At 65.4% G+C, this 22,428-nt stretch carries 18 protein-coding genes and 1 pseudogene; 7 read left to right on the forward strand and 12 right to left on the reverse strand.

Features of this window, described 5'->3' with window-relative positions:
• Nucleotides 1–66: 66 nt before the first annotated feature.
• Entirely contained in the window at nt 67–2,028 is a 1,962-nt protein-coding gene (locus ACFOOL_RS04045; RefSeq protein WP_380095075.1) for a M23 family metallopeptidase, read from the forward strand.
• Nucleotides 2,029–2,061: 33 nt separating this feature from the next.
• On the opposite strand, the gene ACFOOL_RS04050 is transcribed toward ACFOOL_RS04045, so the two are convergent.
• The 7 genes and pseudogenes from ACFOOL_RS04050 to ACFOOL_RS04080 form a co-directional block, all read right to left on the reverse strand.
• Complete coding sequence (locus ACFOOL_RS04050) at nt 2,062–2,403, reverse strand: VOC family protein (protein WP_380095078.1); 342 nt, start codon at nt 2,401–2,403, stop codon at nt 2,062–2,064.
• A 113-nt stretch (nt 2,404–2,516) separates the two neighbouring features.
• Nucleotides 2,517–5,126 (reverse strand): ATP-dependent chaperone ClpB, encoded by a 2,610-nt coding sequence (gene clpB / locus ACFOOL_RS04055; RefSeq protein WP_380095080.1) that lies wholly within the window; start codon nt 5,124–5,126, stop codon nt 2,517–2,519.
• 515 nt (nt 5,127–5,641) lie between these two features.
• A pseudogene (locus ACFOOL_RS16455) lies at nt 5,642–5,947 on the reverse strand (DUF4167 domain-containing protein); the annotation flags it as partial.
• Nucleotides 5,948–6,275: 328 nt separating this feature from the next.
• Nucleotides 6,276–7,214, reverse strand: coding sequence for a peptide chain release factor N(5)-glutamine methyltransferase (gene prmC / locus ACFOOL_RS04065; protein WP_380095914.1), 939 nt, complete (start codon nt 7,212–7,214; stop codon nt 6,276–6,278).
• Nucleotides 7,148–8,224 carry a peptide chain release factor 1 gene (gene prfA / locus ACFOOL_RS04070; RefSeq protein ID WP_380095084.1) on the reverse strand — a complete coding sequence of 359 codons (1,077 nt, stop codon included), beginning with the start codon at nt 8,222–8,224 and terminating at the stop codon, nt 7,148–7,150. The genes prmC and prfA overlap by 67 nt, the downstream gene beginning before the upstream one ends.
• 86 nt (nt 8,225–8,310) lie before the next feature.
• Nucleotides 8,311–10,578 (reverse strand): phosphoenolpyruvate--protein phosphotransferase, encoded by a 2,268-nt coding sequence (gene ptsP / locus ACFOOL_RS04075; RefSeq protein ID WP_380095085.1) that lies wholly within the window; start codon nt 10,576–10,578, stop codon nt 8,311–8,313.
• A gap of 73 nt (nt 10,579–10,651) precedes the next feature.
• Nucleotides 10,652–11,917, reverse strand: coding sequence for an aspartate kinase (locus ACFOOL_RS04080; protein WP_380095088.1), 1,266 nt, complete (start codon nt 11,915–11,917; stop codon nt 10,652–10,654).
• Nucleotides 11,918–12,218: 301 nt separating this feature from the next.
• Between ACFOOL_RS04080 and ACFOOL_RS04085 the strand changes: the two genes are divergently transcribed.
• Together ACFOOL_RS04085 and ubiG are read left to right on the forward strand one after the other, a co-directional pair.
• Complete coding sequence (locus ACFOOL_RS04085; protein WP_449240185.1) at nt 12,219–14,132, forward strand: potassium transporter Kup; 1,914 nt, start codon at nt 12,219–12,221, stop codon at nt 14,130–14,132.
• Between the two features lie 131 nt (nt 14,133–14,263).
• Nucleotides 14,264–15,001 (forward strand): bifunctional 2-polyprenyl-6-hydroxyphenol methylase/3-demethylubiquinol 3-O-methyltransferase UbiG, encoded by a 738-nt coding sequence (ubiG, locus tag ACFOOL_RS04090; protein WP_380095092.1) that lies wholly within the window; start codon nt 14,264–14,266, stop codon nt 14,999–15,001.
• An 18-nt stretch (nt 15,002–15,019) separates the two neighbouring features.
• Here ubiG and ACFOOL_RS04095 read toward each other — a convergent pair whose 3' ends face one another.
• Nucleotides 15,020–15,412 (reverse strand): hypothetical protein, encoded by a 393-nt coding sequence (locus tag ACFOOL_RS04095; protein ID WP_380095094.1) that lies wholly within the window; start codon nt 15,410–15,412, stop codon nt 15,020–15,022.
• 173 nt (nt 15,413–15,585) lie between these two features.
• On the opposite strand from ACFOOL_RS04095, the gene ACFOOL_RS04100 reads away from it, so the two are divergent.
• From ACFOOL_RS04100 to ACFOOL_RS04110, 3 genes are all read left to right on the forward strand, one after another.
• A complete protein-coding gene (locus tag ACFOOL_RS04100; protein ID WP_380095097.1) occupies nt 15,586–16,170 on the forward strand; it encodes a hypothetical protein in 585 nt (194 codons plus the stop codon).
• A 152-nt stretch (nt 16,171–16,322) separates the two neighbouring features.
• Entirely contained in the window at nt 16,323–18,167 is a 1,845-nt protein-coding gene (gene ilvD, locus ACFOOL_RS04105; protein WP_380095098.1) for a dihydroxy-acid dehydratase, read from the forward strand.
• Between the two features lie 126 nt (nt 18,168–18,293).
• Nucleotides 18,294–19,118 carry a glycosyltransferase family 25 protein gene (locus ACFOOL_RS04110; RefSeq protein ID WP_380095916.1) on the forward strand — a complete coding sequence of 275 codons (825 nt, stop codon included), beginning with the start codon at nt 18,294–18,296 and terminating at the stop codon, nt 19,116–19,118.
• A gap of 11 nt (nt 19,119–19,129) precedes the next feature.
• Here the strand turns inward: ACFOOL_RS04110 and ACFOOL_RS04115 are convergent, their stop codons facing one another.
• The 4 genes from ACFOOL_RS04115 to ACFOOL_RS04130 form a co-directional block, all read right to left on the reverse strand.
• Nucleotides 19,130–19,552, reverse strand: a complete 423-nt coding sequence (locus ACFOOL_RS04115) for a DUF1178 family protein (RefSeq protein WP_380095101.1) — start codon at nt 19,550–19,552, stop codon at nt 19,130–19,132.
• Between the two features lie 63 nt (nt 19,553–19,615).
• Nucleotides 19,616–20,443, reverse strand: a complete 828-nt coding sequence (locus ACFOOL_RS04120) for a carbon-nitrogen hydrolase family protein (protein ID WP_380095103.1) — start codon at nt 20,441–20,443, stop codon at nt 19,616–19,618.
• 15 nt (nt 20,444–20,458) lie between these two features.
• Nucleotides 20,459–20,713, reverse strand: a complete 255-nt coding sequence (grxC, locus tag ACFOOL_RS04125; protein ID WP_380095106.1) for a glutaredoxin 3 — start codon at nt 20,711–20,713, stop codon at nt 20,459–20,461.
• Between the two features lie 29 nt (nt 20,714–20,742).
• Nucleotides 20,743–21,507: a ComF family protein gene (locus ACFOOL_RS04130; protein WP_380095107.1), complete on the reverse strand. Its 765-nt coding sequence runs from the start codon at nt 21,505–21,507 to the stop codon at nt 20,743–20,745.
• Between the two features lie 75 nt (nt 21,508–21,582).
• On the opposite strand from ACFOOL_RS04130, the gene ACFOOL_RS04135 reads away from it, so the two are divergent.
• Complete coding sequence (locus tag ACFOOL_RS04135; RefSeq protein WP_380095110.1) at nt 21,583–22,410, forward strand: SAM-dependent methyltransferase; 828 nt, start codon at nt 21,583–21,585, stop codon at nt 22,408–22,410.
• The last annotated feature ends 18 nt before the right edge of the window (nt 22,411–22,428 follow it).

Raw genomic sequence — 22,428 nt, forward strand, 5'->3', positions numbered from 1 at the left:
TATGGTTGTTGCCGGCGGCACCGGCCGACCCGTGAACGTGCCGATGAAACATCGAAGGATGGAGCGTTGAACGCGACGCAAAGACGACGCCACGTGGCCCTGCTGCGCTCGACCGGATTCGAGGACGGCCCCGCCCTGACCGTGCAGTCGACCGATGGCGAGATCCCGCAGGGGCGCGAACTGAGCTTTGCCTGGCTCAGCGGCACGGTGATGACCGGGCTCACCAGCGTGCTGCTCATGGGCGCGGCGCTTTACGTATCCTTCCAGGGCCAGGACACCTTCTCCACCGCCTATGAGGCGCTGAACCTGGCCGCCCCGCGCATCGACCGGCCGGTGGCGACCGACCTGACCTCGAAATCCTCGCGCCTGCGCCCCGTCGCTGCCACCCGCTCCGACCTCGAGGTCATCGAGGCCGCCATCCGCCAGACCGTGGACGGGCGCGAGATCATCCGCAACCAGCCCTTCATGCGCATCAGGGCGACGCTGGCGACCACAGCCACCTCCCTTTCGGCCGACGTGCCCGCCTACGATCCGGTGGCGATCCTCAACAAGACCCGCCCGCTGACCGCCGCGGTCCTCGATATCGCCACCGATGTCTATGGCACCGACGTGGAAGGGGAGGTCGCGGTGCGCCAGGCCGCCATGCCGGCCGGTTTCGTGCCGCCGCGCAGCGTTTCCGACCGCAACGCCGCCGATTTCGTGCGCGGCATGGCCGAAGCCACCTTTTTCAGCGATGCGCCGACGCCGGCCCTGGCCTATGCCGCGCTCGCGCCCAGCCTGCGCGATCTGGGCACGGCCCCCGATGGCGCCCTCTCCGGCATCGCCGAGAACGTCACCGTGATGCCCAAGACGCTTCTGGCCTCGGGTGCCGGATCGGGTCGTACCGAGCGCTTCCTGACCGTTCGCGAGATCGGCCCGCTCGGCGACACGCTGGTCCGCAACGGCTTCACCCGCGCTCAGGTCGCCATGGTGGAAAGCACCCTGGCCAATCTCATTCCCGCCACCGGCCTGCCCGCCGGCATCCGCCTGCGCATTCTCTATGGGCCGCTGACCACCGCCCCCGACAGCCTCGTGCCCTATCGCATGTCCATCTACCGGCCGGACGGCGCCCCGGGCGACCGGCACATCGCCACCGTCGCGCTGTCGGACAACGGACAATATGTGGTGGGCCTGCAGCCGGATTGGGTAGAGTTCCCCGCCGAGGACGTCGAGCAGATCAATGTGGGCAACCTGCCCACCATCTACCGCTCGATCTGGGAAACCGGCCGCAAGCACGATCTGGACGACCAGACCATCGAGGGCATTATCGCCATGTTCGCCTACGACATCGACATGACCAAGCGCGTCAATGCCGGCGACACCATCGAAATCCTGCAGACCGGCGCCACCGCCGATACCGAGGCCGACCTTCTCTATGTCGGCCTCAACCTGGCCGGCGCCAAGCGGCAGCTCTATCGCTTCTCCACCGATGACGGCGTGGTGGATTTCTATGATCCGGACGGAGAAACCGGCAAGCGCTTCCTCAACCGCCGGCCGCTGGAAGGCGGCGGCACGCTGCGCTCGCGCTTCGGTTACCGCATCCATCCCATCTTCAAGACGCGGCGCCTGCACACCGGTGTCGACCTAGCCGCCAGGACCGGCACCCCGATCTATGCAGCCGGCGACGGCGTCATCAGCTATTACAAATGGCAGTCGGGCTACGGCAACAAGGTCGAGATCCAGCACGTCAACGGCTACGAAACCGCCTATGGCCACATGTCGCGCTATGCCGACGGGCTGGGCGTGGGCAGCCAGGTGCGCCAGGGCCAGCTCATCGGCTATGTGGGGTCCACCGGCCAATCGACCGGGCCGCATCTGCATTTCGAGATCAAGATCAACGGCAATCTGGTCGACCCGCTCAGCGTCAAGCTGCCCAAGGACAATGTGCTGCCGCCCCGCTACCGGGACGAATTCGACCAGACCATCGCCCAGATCAACGACTTGATGGCGCGCGAGCCGGCCCCGGTCACCGTCGCCCAGAGCAACTGAGGGCGTTCGGCCGGACGGCGCGGTTTTCCCGCTTTATCCTTCCCGCACCACCCACACGGCCAGCTCGTTCCCGCCCGGCTCGCGGCAATGAAAGCGCCGGCCGCCGGGAAAATCGAACTGCGCCCGAGTGATGGTGCCGCCGGCAGCAAGCACCCGGCGCTCGGCCGCGTCCAGATCATCGGTGCGCACCACCGCCATGGTTGCCGCCACCCGGCCACCGGCCTGGTCCACCCCGCCATCGATGCCGGCGCCGGTGATCCCGTCGTAATCGGGACCATAGCCCACCCGCCCCCAGCCAAAGGCCGCCTCGAAAAAGCCGACGGTCGCCGCCCGGTCGCTGGAGGGAAATTCGATATAGTCGATACGGTCCGCCATGCGGGCCTCCCTATTTTGTTCCCTTTATGTTCTAAAGCGCCATGCCCGCCGCCGCAAGATAAAAAAGGGCCGGTGCTGCGACCGGCCCTTTCGGGTTCACGTTATTTCAGGGATCACGCAGCGGCTGATCTGGCTTCTTTCGGATGCAGCACGATGCCGCTCTCATCGGCGTCGACCACCACCCGGCTGCCGTCGCTGACCTTGCCCGAGAGGATCTCGTCGGCCAGTTCGTCCTGCACCTCGCGCTGGATGACGCGCTTGAGCGGGCGGGCGCCATAGGCCGGATCGTACCCTTCCATCGCCAGCCATTCGCGGGCGCGCGGGGTGAGCTCGAGCGCAATGTCGCGCTCCTCCAGCAGAGCCTCGAGGCGGCCGAACTGGATATCGACGATCGAACCCATATGCTCCCGGCCCAGCCGGTGGAACAGCAGGATCTCATCGATCCGGTTTAGGAATTCGGGCCGGAACGCCGCCTTGACCGCATCCAGCACCTTGCCGCGCACCAGTTCCACCGGTTCGCCATCCTTGAGCTCGACCAGATATTCGGCACCCAGATTGGAAGTGAGGATGATGACCGTGTTGCGGAAGTCGACGGTACGCCCCTGCCCGTCGGTCAGCCGGCCATCGTCCAGCACCTGCAACAGCACGTTGAAGACGTCCGGGTGCGCTTTTTCGATCTCGTCGAACAAGACGACCTGATAGGGCCGGCGCCGCACCGCCTCGGTCAGTACCCCGCCCTCGTCATAGCCGACATAGCCAGGAGGCGCCCCGATCAGCCGGGCGACCGAGTGCTTTTCCATGAATTCGGACATGTCGAGCCGCACCATGGCGGTTTCGTCGTCGAAGAGGAATTGCGCCAACGCCTTGGTCAGCTCGGTCTTGCCCACGCCGGTGGGGCCGAGGAACATGAACGAGCCGATGGGCCGGTTCGGGTCCTGCAATCCGGCGCGCGAACGCCGCACCGCCTTGGCCACGGCGGCCACCGCCTCGGCCTGGCCGATGACACGGGCGCCCAGCGACGCCTCCATATGCAGCAGCTTCTCGCGCTCGCCTTCCAGCATCCGGTCCACCGGAATGCCGGTCCAGCGCGAAACCACCTGGGCGATATCGCTGGTTTCCACGGTTTCCCGGGTCATCACCGGATCGGGCTTGCCATCGCCATCCGGATCGTCGGCGGCACTGAGACGCTTTTCCAGTTCAGGAATGACGCCATAGGCCAACTCGCCCGCCCGGGCGAGGTCGCCCTGACGCTGCGCGATCTCGAGCTGGCTGCGCGCCGCATCGAGCTCTTCCTTGATCCTGGTGGAGCCTTGCAGGCGTTCCTTTTCCGCCAGCCACTTGGCCGAGAGGGCCTGAGCCTGCTCCTCGAGGTCCGACAATTCCTGCTCGAGCCGTTCGAGCCTGGTCCTGGAACCCTCGTCGGTTTCCTTCCGCAGCGCCTCGCGCTCGATCTTGAGCTGCATGATACGCCGGTCGAGCTCGTCCAGGGCCTCGGGCTTGCTATCGACGGCCATGCGCAGCCGCGCCGCCGCCTCGTCCATGAGGTCGATGGCCTTGTCGGGCAGGAAGCGGTCGGTGATGTAGCGGTTGGACAGCGTCGCCGCGCTCACCAGCGCCGAATCGGAAATGCGGATACCGTGGTGCAGCTCGTATTTCTCCTTGAGCCCACGCAGGATGGAGATGGTATCCTCCACCGTCGGCTCGGAGACGAAGACGGGCTGGAAGCGGCGGGCCAGCGCCGGGTCCTTTTCCACATGCTTCCTGTATTCGTCGAGCGTCGTGGCGCCCACGCAGTGCAGCTCGCCCCGCGCCAGGGCCGGCTTCAAGAGATTGGAGGCGTCCATGGCGCCCTCGCTCTTGCCGGCGCCCACCAGCGTATGCATCTCGTCGATGAACAGGATGATCTGCCCCTCGGCGGCGGTGACTTCGTTGAGGACCGCCTTCAGGCGCTCCTCGAACTCGCCGCGATATTTCGCGCCGGCGATCAGCGCCCCCATGTCGAGCGCGAGCAGGCTCTTGTTCTTGAGCGATTCGGGCACGTCGCCATTGACGATGCGGATGGCCAAGCCCTCGGCGATCGCGGTCTTGCCCACGCCGGGCTCGCCGATCAGCACCGGATTGTTCTTGGTGCGGCGCGACAGCACCTGAATGGTACGACGGATTTCCTCGTCGCGGCCGATCACCGGGTCGAGCTTGCCCTCGCGGACGTCCTCGGTGAGATCGCGGGCGTATTTCTTGAGCGCATCATAGGCGTTTTCGGCGGAGGCCGAATCGGCGGTGCGGCCCTTGCGGATCGCCTCGATGGCCGCGTTGAGCCCCTGCGCGGTCACGCCGGCGGACGCCAGAATGCGCCCGGCATCGGTGTCCTTCTCGATAACCAGCGCCAGCAGCAGCCGCTCGACGGTGACGAAGCTGTCGCCGGCCTTCTGCGCGGCCTGTTCGGCCGTATCGAAGACCCGGGCCAGTTCGCGACCGAGATAGAGCTGACCGGCATCGCCCGAGACTTTGGGAACCTTGTTGAGCGCCGCCTCGACGCCCGCCCGCGCCGCCCTGGGATCGCCCCCGGCGCGCTCGATCAGGCCATTGGCCATGCCCTGATCATCGTCGAGCAGCACCTTGAGCAGGTGGATGGGCGAAAATTGCTGATGTCCCTGCCCCAGTGCGAAGGTCTGCGCGCTCTGGATGAAGCCGCGCGCCCGCTCGGTATATTTCTCGATATTCATGCAACTCTCCTTGTCTCGCCCGCCACCCGGCCCCGCAGGCACCGGCATGACGGCGGAAGCGTCGATTTCGGATGCCCCTCAGGCACATCCCTTCGCTGCATGATGTAGGTGCTGGACACGTAAACAAAAGGGCCGGCGACACAAATGTCGCCGGCCCTTTTAAATTGGCGCGTCGGGACTGAGATATCCGCCGGAGAACCCGGCGCCCGACGGAATGGTCGGTGTTACTCGGCAGCGCTGCCGGTGAGGAACGCCGGCAGGTCCGGCACGTCCGGCTGCGGGGCATTGGCCGGATCGGCCACACCCTCGCCACCGGCGGTGCGGCGGCGGCGCGGACGGCGCTCGCGCTGCTTGCGGGGCGTCTCACCCTCGCCTTCGCCCTCGGCGGCAGCCTCTTCGGCAGTGGGCTGCGCCGGCGCCTCGGCAGTAGCCGCGCCTTCGCTTTCGGGCGGGGTCTCCACGGCGGCCGGCTGCGGCGGCGGGGGCGAAGAGAAGCGCGAATTGATGTCCGACACGTCGTCGTCGAAATCGGTGTCCTCGCCGCCCTGGCCGTCGCGCGGCCCGTTCATGGCCTGCTGCGCCGACGAAACGATGCGGAAATAATGTTCGGCGTGCTGCAGATAGTTTTCCGCCATCACCGAATCGCCGGAAGATTGCGCGTCCCGGGCGAGCTGGAGATATTTCTCGGCGATATGGGCGGCGTTGCCGCGCACCTTCACGTCCGGTCCGTTGCTCTCGTAATTGCGCGACAGCGGATTGACATGCTTGCGTCCGCCGTTCCGGCCACGCTGCCGGTTCTTGTTCTGGTTGCTAGGTCTCATAGGTCGCTTTGTCTAACTCTGAAAGTTAAGCGTCACATCTTGGCGACTCGGACGATCGGTCCGATCCCGCCCCTTCCCCGCCGGCTGAAACAGCGCCTCCGTACGGGGTTCTAACTGGCTTCATGAAGACCGAATGCGGTCGGGCAGCGCCCCCCTGGAAAAATCCGTCCCGCCCTTCGCGTCGTTCCGGACCTCCGGAACCGCGCTGCCAGTGCAGCTTCGACTAATGATCGGGTGTGGTCGCCGCGGCGCTCATGACGCACCATTGACAGCGGGACCAAAATATCCGCTTCGCCCGCGCTTGACCAGCACAAAGTGCATTTAAGGGTCACGGGTCGGCATTCATGGCTCCTATCTGGTGCGCCAGAACCACACGGTCAAGCCCCGCCAAGTCCTTGTGAACGACAATATCGGCAAATCCGCGGGCGGCGAACAGGGCTGGGACGGTCTCGCCCTGATCGTGCCCGATCTCCACCAGCACCTTGCCGCCCTGGCGCAGGTGGCGCGCCGAATCGGCGGCGATGACCCGGTAGGGCTCAAGCCCGTCCGCCCCGCCATCGAGCGCCAGAGGGGGGTCGAAATCCCTGACCTCGGCGGCCAGCGTCGCGATCACGGCACTGGCGATATAGGGCGGATTGGAAAGGATGAGGTCGAACCGTTCCGGCCCCGACAGTGCCTCGAACCAGCTCCCTTGCGCAAAATCCAGCCGGTCATCGACCCCGTGGCGCCGGGCATTTCCGCGCGCCACGGCCAGCGCCGCCTCTTCGAGATCGGTGGCAAGACCCGAGGCGTCGCCGCGATGGGCCAGCACGGCGATGGCGATGCAGCCCGTGCCGGTGCCCAGATCGAGCAGCCTGCCGCCCGGCGGCAGCATGCGCAGCGCCAGATCGACCAGCAATTCGGTATCGGGACGCGGCTCGAGCGTCGCCGCGCCGAGCGCGAAATCGAGGCCGTAAAATTCCCGTGTCCCCAGGATGCGGGCTACCGATTCCCCGGCAAGGCGGCGCTGCATCGCGAAGGCGAGCGCCTCCGCCGCCCCGGGCGGCGCCGGCTCCCGCTCGCGCGTGGCCAGCGCCAGTGCATCGAATCCCAGCACATGGCCGGTCAGGAGGCGGGCATCGAGCGCTGCGGTAGCGACCCCCCGGCGCTCGAGCACGTCGCGCCAGCCGCGCCAGAGCGCGCCGACACTGACCGGGCCGGTCAGTTGCCGGCCTCCATATCCGCCAGTTGCGCCGCCTGGTGCTCGGTGATCAGCGCCTCGATCAATTCGTCCAGCGCCTCCCCCTCCATCACCTTGTCGAGCTTGTAGAGGGTCAGGTTGATGCGGTGGTCGGTGACGCGCCCCTGGGGGAAATTATAGGTGCGGATACGCTCGGAACGGTCGCCGGACCCCACCTGCCCCTTGCGCTCCGCCGAACGGGCGCTGTCGCGCTCCTCGCGCTGCATCTCGTAAAGCCGCGCCCGCAGCACCACCAGCGCCTGGGCCCGGTTCTGATGCTGGCTCTTGAGCGCCGAGGTGACGACGATGCCGGTGGGCAGATGGGTGACGCGCACCGCCGAATCGGTGGTGTTGACGTGCTGGCCGCCGGCACCCGAAGCGCGCATCGTATCGACGCGGATATCCTCGGGCCGGATCTCGATATCGATATCCTCGACCTCGGGCAGCACCGCCACGGTCGCCGCCGAGGTATGGATGCGCCCCGAGCCCTCGGTCGTGGGCACGCGTTGCACGCGATGCACCCCCGATTCATATTTCATCCGGGCATAAACGCCCCGTCCCGTGATATTGGCGATGATTTCCTTGTAGCCGCCGACCTCGCCGGGGCTTTCCTCCATCACGCTGACCTTCCAGCCATGCCCGGCCGCGTAGCGCTCATACATGCGGAACAAATCGCCGGCGAACAGCGCCGCCTCGTCCCCGCCGGTGCCGCCGCGGATTTCGAGGATGATGGATTTCTCGTCCGCCTCGTCCCGGGGCAGCAGCAGCAGCCGGATGGATTGGACCAGTTCCTCGATCCGCTCGTCCAGCGTCTCGATCTCGGCCTGGGCCATTTCGGCGATCTCCCGGTCGCCGCCCCTGAGCAACGCCTCGGCCTCCTCCCGGTCCTTCAGTGCTTTCTTGTAGGCGCCGATCTCGCCGACGATCTGGGAAAGATCGGAATGCTCCTTGGAGAGCCGCGCCAGCTCGTCCGGAGCGACGCCGGAGGACAGCGCCGCCTCGATATATTGAAAGCGCGTTTCGAGGGCGTCGAGCTTGTCCTGGGGCAATGCGGGCATAAGCGGTCTTTCGTCGGGCGGTCAGATCGTGCGTGTAAAGTCAGCGGCGCCCAACATCAAGCGCCGAGGCGCTCCCCCGTTCCGCGCTAGCCCAGCGGCAGGCGTTGTTTTTCCACCCAATGGGCCAGAAGCTCGCGGATGGTCATGCCCTCGATGCCGTCGCGCAGCGCCGCCGCCACCGCCTCGCGCACGGGCCGCAGATCCAGATTGAGGATCATTTCCTTGATCGGGCCGATCGAGGCCGGACCCATGGAAAGCCGCGTCATGCCGATCGCCATCAGCGCCAGCGCCTCGATGGGCCGCCCGGCGAGCTCCCCGCACATGGTGACCGGCTTACCATGGCGCGCCGCCGCATCCACCACCAGCCGGATGGCGCGCAGCCGCGGCAGGCCGATGGGGTCGTAACTGCCGGCGACGCGCGGATTGGCGCGGTCGGCGGCGGTGAGGAACTGTACCAGGTCGTTCGAGCCGATGGAGACGAAATCGGCCTCGGGCAGCAACTGGTCGAGCTCGAACAGCAGCGAAGGAACTTCCACCATGGCGCCGATCTCGATGCTGACGGGCACGGGCTGGCCGGCGCGCTTGAGCCGCTCCACTTCCTTGGCGACGACCATTTTGGTCTGCCGGAACTCGAAGGTTTCGGTGACCATGGGCACGAGGATCTTGAGCGGCCGCCCCCGCGCCGCCAGCAGCAGCGCCCGCACCTGGGTGCGCAGCAGGCCCGGCCGGTCGAGCCCCAGCCGGATGGAGCGGTAACCCATGGCCGGGTTTTCCTCGACGGTGGAACGCAGATAGGGCACCACCTTGTCGCCGCCGATATCGAGCAGGCGGAACACCACCGGCCTGTCGCCGGCGATTTCCATCGCCTCGGCGTAGAGCTCTACCTGTTCGGACAGGCGCGGCAGGCGGCTGGCGATCATGAATTGCAGCTCGGTCCGGAAGAGCCCCACCCCCTCGGCCCCGGTATCATCGAGCATGGGCAGGTCGGCCACCAGTCCCGAATTGTGCAGCAGGGTGATCGCGATCCCGTCCCGGGTCACGCTGGGCCGGCTCTTGAGCGCGGCATAATGCGCCCGGCGCCGGGCGCTGACGCGCACCTTGTCCACATAGGTCTGCTCGACGTCCTTGGTGGGCCGCAAATGCACCTGTCCGGCGACCCCGTCGATGATGATGTCGTCGCCCGTCTCGCTCATCGAGACGATGGATTGCGCCTGCCCCACCGCCACGATGCCCAGCGAACGCGCCACGATGGCGACATGGGCCGTGGTGCCGCCCTCCTCGAGCACCACGCCGCGCAGCTTCTTGCGGTCATATTCGAGCAGTTCGGCCGGCCCCATATTGCGCGCCACCAATATGGCGTTGTCGGGCAGTTCGCGATGCGCGGGCTGGCTGGCATTGGTCAGAACCCGCAACAGCCGGTTGGCCAGATCGTCCAGATCGTGCAGCCGGTCGCGGATATAAGGGTCGGTCTGGCGCATCATGCGGGCGCGGGTGTCGTTCTGCACCCGCTCTACCGCCGCCTCGGCGGTCAGCCCGTTGTCGATCGCCTCGGTCAGCCGCTTCACCCAGCCCCGGTCATTGGCGAACATGCGATAGGTCTCGAGGATCTCGCGATGGTCGGAGGTGGGCTGCATGTCGCCGTGATCGAGCATGGCGTCGATGGAAACGCGCATGGAGGCAAGCGCCGCGTCGAGCCGCTGCTTTTCGGCTTCCGTGTCCTCGGCGATGAAATTGCTCACCACCACGCGCGGATCGTGCAACACCACCGTGCCCAGCGCGATGCCGTCGGTGAAGCTGACGCCGCTGAACATGCGCGGCCGCCGCAGGTCGATATCCGAGCCCGGCTTGATCAGATTGATGAAATCGGACGTCGCGATCATCTCGGCCAGGATCGTGGCCGTGGTCAGCATGGCCTCGGTCTCGTCCTCGCCGTAATGGCGCCGGTCGGCGTTCTGCACCACCAGCACCCCCAGCGTCTGCCCGGCCCGCAGCACCGGCACGCCCAGGAAGGAATTGTATTTCTCCTCGCCCGTTTCGGGGCGATAGGCGAAGGCCGGATGGGAGGTGGCGTCATCGAGGCTCAACGGCTCGGCCTCGGCGGCGATGAGACCCACCAGCCCCTCGCCGAGCCGCAGCGTGGTCATGTGCACCGATTCGGCCTTGAGGCCGTGGGTGGCGAACAGCTCCAGCGCGCCATCGTCGCGCAGCACGTAGAACGAGCACACCTCGGCCCGCATGTTGTCGGCGATGAGATTGACGATCTTGTCGAGCCGATCCTGCGAAGCCAGCGGCTCCGCCATCGTCTCGCGCAATTGCCGCAGCAGCACCCTTGGGCCGCCTATGGTGGTGACCATCGCCTCGCCAAGGCGGCCCGCAAAGCCGCCCCCCTTGTCCGGAAGGACGCTGCCCGGCCTCCCCGGAGGCGGATCACGCGTCCCGTCTGTCCAGACCGTAATAGGTGTGCAGCGAACGAACCGCAAGCTCGGCATATTCCTCTTCGATCAGAACCGAGGTCTTGATTTCCGAGGTGGTGATGAGCTGGATATTGATGCCCTTGTCGGCCAGCGCCTTGAACATGGAGGAGGCGACGCCCGCATGGCTGCGCATGCCCACGCCCACCACCGAAACCTTGGCGCCGCCCTTCGAGCCGCTGAGCCGCGCATATTCGAAGCGCCCGCCATTGTCCTCCAGCGCCTTGACCGCGCGGTCGTATTCGCTGTCGGGCACGGTGAAGGTGATGTCGGTGGTGGCGCCGTCATCGGCGACGTTCTGCACGATCATGTCGACCACGATGCCCTCATCGGCCAGCCGGCCGAAAATGGCGGCGGCGACGCCCGGCTTGTCCTTGACGCCGCGCAGGGTGATCTTGGCTTCTGCCTTGGCGAGCGTCACGCCCGAAACGATCTGCTTTTCCATGATCTCATCCTCATCGCAAACGAGCGTGCCCGGGACGCCGGGCGTGCCATCGGGCGCGATCTGGGGCGCGTCCGGGTCATCGAAGCTGGAGCGCACGGTCAGGCGCACCTTGTGAGCCATGGCCATCTCCACCGCGCGGATCATCAGCACCTTGGCGCCCAGCGAGGCCATTTCCAGCATTTCCTCGAAGGAAATCTTGGTCATGCGCTGCGCCCTGGGCACGATGCGCGGATCGGTGGTGTAGACCCCGTCGACATCGGTATAGATGTCGCAGCGATCCGCCCCCACCGCGGCCGCCACGGCCACGGCCGAAGTGTCCGAACCGCCGCGCCCCAGCGTGGTGATCCGATTATGCGGGGAAATGCCCTGAAACCCGGTGATCACCGGCACCCAACCGGTCTTCATCCGGCTGTCGAGCTCGGTGGGATCGATCTCGGCGATCCGTGCCGCCCCGTGTGAATCGTCGGTGCGGATCGGCACCTGCCAGCCGGCATAGGAGCGCGCCTGCACGCCCATCTGGCTGAGCGCGATGGCCATCAGCCCCGCCGTCACCTGCTCGCCCGAGGCGACTACGGCGTCATATTCGCGCGCATCGTGCAGGGCGCTGGCCTCGTTGACCCAGCCGATCAGTTCGTTGGTCTTGCCCGACATGGCCGAAACCACGACGGCGACCTCATTGCCCGCCTCCACCTCGCGCTTGATATGGCGCGCGGCCTGGCGGATGCGCTCGACATTGGCGACGGAGGTGCCACCGAACTTGACGACGATACGGGCCACTTGCTTCCCCGCTGCTCCGCCGAACCCGGCGGTACGCTGACATTGCGCGGGAAATGCCACAAAGGCGGGGCGCAATCAATGGGGGTGACTTGCTCACGGCACAAACGAGGCCAAATGGCCATGCGGAGAGCCAGACGAGGAAGCCAAACGACAAGTTCGGCCATCTATGGAAATACGATGGCTTCGAAAGCCATTCTGGTGTCCTCATAAACCTCTCCTCGGAAACAAGGCAGCTATTGCCAATGCATTGCTGCAGGCGTATGAGGGCGCCCCATTTTCTAGAGTGGCTTTCATGGCTCCCATGAATTCCGGCCTGCGGGCCGAGGGCACTCCGCCGTCTGGCGCCGAGGGCGGAGCGCCCGTCCAGAATACCAAAGTCCTGATGCTGGCGGCTTTGGGCGTGGTCTACGGCGATATCGGTACCAGCCCAATCTACGCTTTTCGAGAAGCGCTGATCGCGTCCTCAGGCGGCGAGGCCGCTTCCCGCGGGGAAGTCCTGGGTGTCCTCTCGCTGATCATCTGGGCGCTCACCATTATCGTCACGATCAAATATATCTGCTTCGTACTCCGAGCAGATAACCGCGGCGAGGGCGGCACACTGTCCCTGATGGCCTTGGCGCGCGGCGCGATGCGGGACCGGCCAGGTCCGGTTCTGGTGGTGGGCATGCTTGGTGCGGCGCTGTTCTATGGCGATGCGGTTATCACCCCGGCGATTTCAGTGCTATCTGCAGTCGAGGGCATGAAGGTGGTGACGCCTGCCTTAGACCCATATGTCGTGCCGATCACGCTCGCTGTTCTCGCCACACTCTTCGCCATCCAGCGTTTCGGCACGGGCGGCGTCGGTATCGTGTTCGGTCCCGTAACGCTGGTCTGGTTCCTTGCGATCGGCCTGTCCGGCCTTGTGCACATCTTCGACGGTCCAGAGATATTGCTCGCGGTAAACCCCTATTACGCCGTTCATCTCCTAACCAGCCGGCCGGAGGTCGCATTCGTTACCGTGGGTGCGATCTTCCTTGCAGTCACCGGAGCGGAAGCTCTCTATGCAGATCTCGGCCATTTTGGCCGCCGGCCGATCGTGCTCGCCTGGCTGTCGATCGTCTTTCCCTGCCTGCTGCTCAACTATGCGGGGCAAGGCGCCTTTGTCCTCACCCATGAGGGCAAGGTCGATCATCCGTTCTTCCAGATGAACCCCGGCTGGGCACTGATACCCATGGTCGTGCTGGCAACCGCAGCGACGGTAATCGCCAGCCAGGCGGTAATTTCCGGAGCGTTCTCGCTGACCCGCCAGGCCATGCAGCTCAACATGCTGCCGCGCCAGACGGTCATGCACACCTCCGAGACGCAGCCCGGCCAGATCTACCTGTCGCGCGTGAACCTGCTGCTCGCCATCGTTGTGGGTCTGCTCGTCATCGGCTTCGGCGAATCCGGCAAGCTCGCAGCAGCCTACGGGATTGCCGTCACGGGAAACATGCTGATGACGAGCATGCTGCTCTACATCGTCATGAGGCGCATCTGGAAATGGCCGCTGGCGGGTGCGATTGCACTTTCGGCCCTGTTCGGCTTTATCGATATCGGCTTCTTCCTGTCCAACATCGTAAAGATATTCGATGGCGGCTGGGCATCGCTGGCCGTCTCCCTGGCCGTCGTCATCGTAATGTGGACCTGGGTGCGCGGCTCGCAACTGCTCTTTGACAAGACCCGCAAAAACGAAATTCCTCTCGACTTTCTGGTGGACAATTTGGCCCGGAAGCCGCCGCATCTGGTTGACGGAACCGCAGTATTCCTGACCGGCGACCCCTCAAGCACGCCAACGGCGCTGATGCATAGCTTGAAGCACTACAAGGTCTTGCACCGGCAGAACGTGGTGCTCTCCGTCATCACTGCGCAGGAGCCGACCGTGCCCGACAGCGAACGGGTCAGCATTGAGAGGCTCAACGACCACTTCATGCGGGTGCGGCTGAGATTCGGCTTCAAGGAGCATCCGAACATCCCCATAGCACTGGCCATTTGCCGCAGGCAGGGATGGAAGTTCGACATCATGACCACGTCCTTCTTCCTCTCTCGGCGCTCGCTGAAGCCTTCCGCCAGTTCCGCCATGCCGACCTGGCAGGATCGGCTGTTCATCATGCTGGCCCGGAGCGCTGCCGATGCTACCGCGTATTTCCGAATCCCAACCGGACGAGTGGTGGAGATCGGAACCCAGGTTGCCATTTGAGCTTGCCGGCAATGCAAGCGTCTCGAGCATCCTCAATGTGTGAAAGCCACCGTGTCCCCTTGTGCCAGCAACCGCCAATGACTTGCCCGCCCCCCTTCCGCCGGGTCATATAAAACGGAACGGAGCCCGCCATGACCCAGACCACCGTCAACGACGCCGAGATCGCCAAGTTCGCCGCCATGGCCGAGGAATGGTGGGACCCGGCCGGCAAGTTCAAGCCGCTGCACAAGTTCAACCCGGTGCGCCTGCGCTATATCCGCGACCACATGGCGCGCCATTTCACCCGCGATGCCAATGCGATCCGGCCCTTCGAAGGCCTGCGCGTTCTCGATGTGGGATGCGGCGGCGGATTGCTCTGCGAGCCGCTGACGCGGCTGGGCGCGAGCGTCACCGGGATCGATGCGGCGGAGCGCAATATCGGCATCGCCCGCACCCATGCCGGGCAATCCGGGCTCGATATCGACTATCGCGCCACCACCAGCGAGGCGCTGGTGGTGGCGGGGGAACGCTTCGACGTCGTGCTCAACATGGAAGTGGTCGAGCATGTCGACAACGTACCGCTCTACATGAAGAGCTGCGCCGACCTCGTGGCGCCGGGCGGGCTGATGTTCACCGCCACGCTCAACCGCACCGCGCGGGCCTGGGCGCTGGCCGTGATCGGGGCCGAATATGTGTTGCGCTGGCTGCCGCGCGGCACCCATGACTGGAAGAAATTCCTCACCCCCGAGGAAATCCGCGCGCTCTTGCAGCGCAACGGCCTCACCGTCCTCGACCAGACCGGAGTGAGCTTCAATCCGCTCGCCGACGAATGGCGCGCCTCGCCCGATATGGGGGTCAACTATATGGTGCTGGCCGCTCGTCCCGCGTGAGGGAGCGGGCGCTTGTCCCTATGCCTTGAGCAGGTCCTCGCGGCGTACTGACAGCACCAGGCGGCCGCCTTCCACCCGATCGATATGCTGGGGGAAGATATAGCGGTCCGCGGCGAACAACCCGTCGGCGTCGAGACGGACAAAGCCCTCACGCAACGCCTTTTCCTGCATTTCGCGCGGCAATTCGTCGTCGGGGCGGAAAACCTCGGCCAGAATGCCGACCAGGTCGTTCCGCCTTTCCTCGAGCACCGGGCTGACACCGGCGGCGTCGACTTCCGGCCGGCCAGGGGCCTCGTCGGTGCCGCGGAAGGTTTCCACCGTGCCGATGACCTGCATGGCGCTGTCATAGACAGTCATGCCTTCGTGGATCGTGGCGGGAATGGCGTCCATCTCGTCCTCCTTGGATTTCATGGACCAAACGCCATAGGCGCAGCGCCCGTTCCCTCGAGATTCCGCGGCCGCGTCCCCGATCACGATTGCCCCGCCGGGCGGCTTCGTTAACGGACCGGTAACCATAACAATAGGGGAATGAGCGGCGAACCAAATCAGGGGGCCGGGCATTCTGTCCGGAAACGAGCGGAAAAATGACCCGGATCCTGCCTGTTCTCGCCCTCTGCCTGATCACCATCGCACCAGCGGCCGCACAATCGCCGGACACCGGCCACGACGAGAACGTCTTCGTCTTCGGCGGCCCCTTTACCAATGGTTATTTCAGCGATGTCTTCTTCGTCTGGCAGGACCATTACGAGACCAATTTCTTCGCCGGCGCCGGCTATCAGAAATTCCTCTATTCCTATGGCAGCTTCCAGCTCGGGCTCGAGGCGGGGCTGGGTCTGCGCCTGGGCAGCCCGCTATCGGCAGAGGCATGGGGTGGCGCCGTCGCGCGGCTCACCCGGTTCGAAATGGGCGATTTCAACATCACCCCTGCCGTCACCGCCGGGCTTTCCGTGGTCACCGACACCATCGGGGTAGAAACGACGCGCACCGAAGACGCCGGGGAAAGCGCCGCCCTCTTGTTCTATCTCGCTCCCGAAATCGCCGTCTCGCACAACGCCATGCCCGAATGGGAAGCCTTCGGGCGGATTCAGCATCGCTCCGGCGGCTTCGGCACCCTCGCCCATATCGATGGCTCCAATGCCGTGACGCTGGGCATCCGCTACAAGTTCTGACGCCGCCGCAGGACAGCCGCAGTTCAGTGCAGTCGCTCACACGCCGTACCGTACGGTACGGTACTGATTTATGTTGCCGCCCCGCTGGAATGCGTCTAATGAAGGGCGCACACAAAAGACCGGCCCCACCGGCGTTTCGAGGATAGAATCTGATGCCTGCCTACCGTTCCCGTACCACCACCCATGGCCGCAACATGGCCGGCGCGCGTGGCCTGTGGCGCGCCACCGGCATGAAGGACAGCGATTTCGGCAAGCCCATCATCGCCGTGGTCAATTCCTTCACCCAGTTCGTGCCCGGCCATGTGCATCTCAAGGATCTCGGCCAACTGGTGGCCCGCGAGATCGAGACGGCCGGCGGCGTCGCCAAGGAATTCAACACCATCGCCGTGGATGACGGCATCGCCATGGGCCATGACGGCATGCTCTATTCGCTGCCCAGCCGCGACATCATCGCCGACTCGGTCGAATACATGGTGAACGCCCATTGCGCCGACGCCATGGTGTGCATCTCCAATTGCGACAAGATCACGCCCGGCATGCTGAACGCCGCCATGCGCATCAACATCCCGGTGGTCTTCGTCTCCGGCGGCCCGATGGAAGCGGGCAAGGCCATGGTCAAGGGCCAGATGCAGGCGCTCGACCTGGTCGACGCCATGGTGATGGCTGCCGACGATGGCTATACGGACGAGGAAGTGGAGCTGGTCGAGCAGAACGCCTGCCCCACCTGCGGCTCCTGCTCGGGCATGTTCACCGCCAATTCGATGAACTGCCTCACCGAGGCGCTGGGGCTCAGCCTGCCCGGCAACGGCACCACGCTCGCCACCCATTCGGACCGCAAGCGCCTGTTCCAGGAAGCCGGCCACCTGATCGTCGACCTGGCCCGCCGCTATTACGAGCAGGACGACGCCTCCGTGCTGCCGCGGTCCATCGCCACCAAGGCCGCCTTCGAGAACGCCATGGCGCTCGACATCGCCATGGGCGGCTCGACCAATACCGTGTTGCATATCCTGGCCGCCGCCCATGAAGGCGAGGTCGATTTCACCATGGACGATATCGATGCGCTCAGCCGCCGGGTGCCGGTGCTGTGCAAGGTCGCGCCGGCCAAGGCCGATGTCCATGTCGAGGACGTGCACCGCGCCGGCGGCATCATGTCGATTCTGGGTCAGCTCGACCGGGCACGGCTGATCAACCGCGTCGAGCCCACCGTGCATTCGGCCACCATGGGCGACGCCATCGACAAATGGGACATTACCCGCACCAATGCCGAAAGCGTGCGGCAATTCTACATGGCCGCCCCCGGCGGCGTGCGCACCACCCAGGCCTTTTCCCAGTCCAACCGCTGGAAGGAACTGGACACCGACCGCGCCGGCGGTGCCATCCGCTCGCCCGAGACCCCCTTCTCCAAGGATGGCGGGCTGGCCGTGCTCAAGGGCAATATCGCGCTCGATGGCTGCATCGTGAAGACGGCGGGCGTCGACGAATCGATCCTCAAATTCACCGGCCCGGCCCGCGTCTTCGAAAGCCAGGACGCCACCGTCAAGGCCATCCTGTCCAACCAAGTCAAGAAGGGCGACGTGGTCGTCATCCGCTATGAAGGGCCGCGCGGCGGCCCCGGCATGCAGGAAATGCTCTATCCCACCAGCTATCTGAAGTCGAAGGGGCTGGGGGCCGACTGCGCCCTGCTGACCGATGGCCGGTTCTCGGGCGGAACCTCGGGCCTCTCCATCGGTCACGTCTCGCCCGAAGCCGCCGAAGGCGGCGCCATCGGCCTCGTGCGCGAAGGCGACATCATCGAGATCGACATTCCCAACCGCACCATCAACGTACTGGTGAGCGAGGCGGAACTGCAGCAGCGCCGCGCCGCGCAGGACGAGCTGGGCTGGAAGCCGGCCGAACCGCGCAAGCGCAAGGTGAGCACCGCCCTCAAGGCCTACGCCGCCTTCGTCACCTCCGCCGCCACCGGGGCCGTGCGCGACCTGAGCCGGCTGGACGACTGATCATCCGTCCAAGCGAAAAGGCGGCGTCATGCCGCCTTCTTAACGGGCCCCGGTGCTCCCGCCGCCCTGCTACTGGGATCGTCCTCTCCTGTCTCCATCCGTTTAGCCATAATACATTTATACTATATCAATTTAAATAAGCGGACCGATCGTCGAATACAGATGGAAAGGCAATTGGAGAAGCTGGCACTATGCGCTACTCGCATACCCGCAGTTGAACCCGCTGAATTGACGCAAGAGCAGAGACAATTCTGCAAGCGGTCTTTTCAAACTCCCGATCCCATCATAGACCTTGAGTTGTGCTGCAACCTCAGCCACAAACGTGCCTTGCAGACTTTTCTAACCACAAAGGCCGATTTCGCTGTCATTTTCGAAGATGACGCTATCGTCGCGGATGACTTGCCAGAGCTGATCAATACAATAGACGCCTCTGGGATGAAGTGCGACTTGCTCCGTATCGAAACCTTCCTGGACCGCTGTCATTTTGGTGTTACTGCCCGCGCCCATTTCGGCCGATATGCCGCGCATACCATGCATGGATACACTTGGGGAACAGCCGGATATGTAATCAACCGTAAGGCCGCCCAGATTTACCTCGACACTCCAAAAATGCTGGGCATTATTGCCGACCGCGCCCTTTGGCGACGCTTCCCTGATGCCACCGGAATCAAAACACTCCAGCTCATCCCGGCACCTGTCGCGCAGCAAGATCGTTTCCCGTTCTCACAAGGAAATAGTGACTCCGACATCGAGCCACATCGTAAACCGGTCTATAAAAATATCGAAAAGAACGAACCTGTCCTTGCCATGTTGCAGCGTTTCTGGCGGGATGAAGTTACTATCGCATTGCCCGGCCTGATCTCTCGCGGCCTAAAAAAATCTACACGTGGCATAGTGCCGTTTTCGGGCCACTACGAGCCGGCAAAGCCTGCCGTCACCAGGGCGATCTAACTGAGCCGGGATCAGTTGTCCTCGCCGATATCGGGCAGGGGCAGGAAGTCGATGCCGTCATCGAGCAGGCCCGCGACCTCGTCGCGCGTCGCTTCGCCATAGATGCCGCGCGCTTCCACTTCCTCGAAATGGATCTTGCGCGCCTCCTCGGCAAAGCGGTCGCCCACATAGTCGGCTTCCTCCATTACCTTGCGGCGGTAGAGACGCAGCATTTCGCGCATCCTGGCGGCGTCGGGATGGGCCGCGGAGAGCGGCACGCGCCGAGTGTCGGTGCGCGCGACATTGGGGGCCATTGGCGCCTTCGCCACCTCGGCATCGCCGCATTGGGCGCAAGTCACGATACCCCGCGCCTGCTGCTCGTCATAGGCGGCGGCATTTTTGAACCAGGCGTCGAAGCGGTGTCCCTTCGAGCATTGAAGCGAATACTGGATCACTGTTCTCGTCGTCTCATGCGTGACGGGCCCATCGCTCCGTCTTCGCTCATATAGGCACCAATGTCAGCCCTGCAAAGCCGGCGGCGCGAACTCCGCCGCATTGGCCAGGGCGGGAACCCGGCGGCGCGCCTCGCGAACCGCTTCCGGATCGAGCTCGGCCACCAACACGCCGGGCCGGTCGTGCTCGAGTTCGGCGATCACCCGGCCCCAGGGATCGATCACCAGCGAGTGTCCGTAGGTCGCCCGGCCATTGGGATGGCGCCCGCCCTGCGCCGCCGCGATCACATAGGAGCCGGTCTCGATGGCGCGGGCGCGCAACAGCACATGCCAATGCGCCTTTCCGGTCGGCACGGTGAAAGCCGCCGGCACCGCGAGGAGGTCCGCGCCCGCATTGGCGAGGCTGTTGTAAAGGCGCGGAAAGCGCATATCGTAGCAGATGGAAAAGCCGAGGGTGAAATCGTCCAGCTTCGCCGTGACCGCCCGCTCGCCGGCCCGGTAGGTGGCGCTCTCGCGATAGGCGTCGAGGCCGGCGATATCGGCATCGAACAGATGTATCTTGTCGTAGAAGGCCGCTTGCGCCCCGTCCGGCCCGAACAGCACGGAGCGATTGGCGAAGCGCCCGTCCGCGAGCGGCACCGGCAGCGAGCCGACATGCACGAACATGTTATGCAGCCGCGCCAGTTCTGCGATCCGGGCCAGTTGCGGATGACGCTCGAACGGCGCCGCGACGGCGCGCAATTGCTCACGGCTTTCGGGGAAGATGGTCGTCACTTCCGGGGTAAGCGCATAGCGCGCGCCCTGTTCCGCCGCCGCGGAAAGCAGCGGCTCCAGCGCGGCGAGATTGGCCTCGGGATCGAGCCCCGAACACATCTGGATGGCGGCGACCTTCATGCAGCGATCCCGCAATCAGCCGGCCAGCAGCGGATCGAGCCCGCCCTGCCGGTCGAGGGCGGCCATGTCGTCATAGCCGCCCACATGCACGTCGCCCACAAAGATCTGCGGCACCGTGCGGCGGCCATGGGCGCGCGCCGTCATCGCTTCGCGCAGGACCGGATCGACGACGCTGATCTCGGTATAAGCCGCGCCCTTGTCGGCCAGCAGCGCCTTGGCGGCATGGCAATAGGGGCAGGTGGGGGTGGTATAGATTTCAACATTGGCCATCGGCAGGGCTCCACAGAAGCGGTTGGCCCTTATATGGGCAGATCCTCGCCGATGACAACGCGGGCGAAGGTCAGCACGTCCGGGGCCGCGATGCCGCCGCGCCCCAGGACACGCGCCACTGCCTTCACCGTGGCTCCGGTCGTATAGACATCATCCACCAAAAGGACCGGCCGCCCGCCCAGGCGCTCGAGCGCACGCGGATGCAGCGAAAACGCCCCCCGCACATTGCGCAGGCGCCCTTCTCCCGACAGCCCCACCTGCTGGCGCGTGCGGCGGTGCCGCCGGACCAGATGCGGATCGACGCGCAGCCCGGTCAGCCGGCCCAGCTCGCGCGCGAGGAGCATGGCCTGGTTGTAGCGGCGCAGCCGCTGCCGGCTGGCATGCAGCGGCACCGGCACCAGGACCGGAGCTGCGTCCCAGAACTCCCGTCCCGCCGCCGCCATCATGCGCACGCAGAACCGCGCCAACTCCGGCCGGTCGCCATATTTGAGCCGCCCCACCAGCGCCCCGGCCACCGGACCATAGGCCACCGCCGCCCGCAAACGGGCGAAGGGCGGTGGCGCCGCCGAGGCCTCGGCCGAAACCGCGCCCGGCCCCGGATCGACGTCGAAGGGGATGCCCAGCACCGGACAAAGCGGCGCACTGATGGGCCGCAGCGCTGCGAAGCAGGAGGCGCACAAACCGTCCTCGGCGGACAACGGCGCGTTGCAGGCGGCGCAGCCGGGCGGATAGAGCTGGTCGAGCGCGAAAATTCCCAGCCGCCCGAGCGCCCGCCCCAGGCGCGCCAGTGTCATGCCGGCTTTGACTTCCTCCACCCCGCTGTTCATAAGGGCATATTGCCTCCGTCCCGGCCCCGGCGAAAGCCTTCAATGTCCGCCCTGCCCCAGATCTTCGATCCGACCCGGATCGCCCGCAACCTGGCCCGTCGCCGCGACGGCGGCAATTTCGTGCGCGATCTGGTCATCGACGATCTCGGCGACCGGCTCGGCGCCCATATGCGCGCCTTTTCCGACGCCCTGCTGATCGGGCCGGACGCGGCGACGCTGCCCCGAACCCTGGTCACCGGAGCCGGATCGGTAGAGGCGGAACGGGTGGAAGCGTTTTCCGGCAGCGATTTCCCGGCCCTGCCCGAAGGCGATCGGGATCTCATCGTCTCGCTGCTGCATCTGCAGGCGGTCAATGACGTGCCCGGCCATCTGGCGCGGCTGCGGCGCATGCTGAAGCCGGACGGCCTGCTGATGGCGGCCTTTGTCGGGGGGGAAAGCCTGACCGAATTGCGCGAGGCCTTCCTTGCCGCCGACATGCAGATATCGGGGGGGGCCTCGGCCCGCGTGGCACCGATGACGCAGGTGCGCGATGCCGGCGCCCTGCTGCAGCGGGCCGGCTTCGCCCTGCCGGTCGCCGATGTCGAAACCCATATCGTGCGCTATGCGAGCCCCTTCGCGCTGATGGCGGATCTCAAGGCGCTGGGTGCCGCCAATCCGCTCGCCGACCGCCCGAGGCGCTTCACCACCCGCACCCTGCTCACGGCCGCGGCCGAGGCTTATGCGGCGCGCGACGCCGATCCGGACGGCCGGGTCCGCGCCACGCTCGAAATCGTCTGGATCGCCGGCTGGGCACCCCATGAGAGCCAGCAAAAGCCCCTGCGGCCCGGCAGCGCCACGGTCAGCATGAAGGATATTCTCAAAAAGGGCTGAGCGCGTCCGGCGATGGCG

Source organism: Devosia honganensis, from assembly GCF_042648785.1.
Taxonomy (GTDB): Bacteria; Pseudomonadota; Alphaproteobacteria; order Rhizobiales; family Devosiaceae; genus Devosia; species Devosia honganensis.

Bases quoted from the DNA above. Each gene is read 5' to 3' on its own strand.
- ACFOOL_RS04050 (WP_380095078.1), bottom strand. From the start codon at position 2,403: ATGGCGGACCGTATCGACTATATCGAATTTCCCTCCAGCGACCGGGCG.
- clpB (WP_380095080.1), bottom strand. From the start codon at position 5,126: ATGAATATCGAGAAATATACCGAGCGGGCGCGCGGCTTCATCCAGAGC.
- prfA (WP_380095084.1), bottom strand. From the start codon at position 8,224: ATGCCCGCATTGCCCCAGGACAAGCTCGACGCCCTCGAAACGCGCTTT.
- ptsP (WP_380095085.1), bottom strand. From the start codon at position 10,578: ATGGTCACCACCATAGGCGGCCCAAGGGTGCTGCTGCGGCAATTGCGC.
- ACFOOL_RS04085 (WP_449240185.1), top strand. From the start codon at position 12,219: ATGAATTCCGGCCTGCGGGCCGAGGGCACTCCGCCGTCTGGCGCCGAG.
- ubiG (WP_380095092.1), top strand. From the start codon at position 14,264: ATGACCCAGACCACCGTCAACGACGCCGAGATCGCCAAGTTCGCCGCC.
- ACFOOL_RS04095 (WP_380095094.1), bottom strand. From the start codon at position 15,412: ATGAAATCCAAGGAGGACGAGATGGACGCCATTCCCGCCACGATCCAC.
- ACFOOL_RS04100 (WP_380095097.1), top strand. From the start codon at position 15,586: ATGACCCGGATCCTGCCTGTTCTCGCCCTCTGCCTGATCACCATCGCA.
- ilvD (WP_380095098.1), top strand. From the start codon at position 16,323: ATGCCTGCCTACCGTTCCCGTACCACCACCCATGGCCGCAACATGGCC.
- ACFOOL_RS04120 (WP_380095103.1), bottom strand. From the start codon at position 20,443: ATGAAGGTCGCCGCCATCCAGATGTGTTCGGGGCTCGATCCCGAGGCC.
- grxC (WP_380095106.1), bottom strand. From the start codon at position 20,713: ATGGCCAATGTTGAAATCTATACCACCCCCACCTGCCCCTATTGCCAT.
- ACFOOL_RS04130 (WP_380095107.1), bottom strand. From the start codon at position 21,507: ATGACACTGGCGCGCCTGGGGCGGGCGCTCGGGCGGCTGGGAATTTTC.
- ACFOOL_RS04135 (WP_380095110.1), top strand. From the start codon at position 21,583: ATGTCCGCCCTGCCCCAGATCTTCGATCCGACCCGGATCGCCCGCAAC.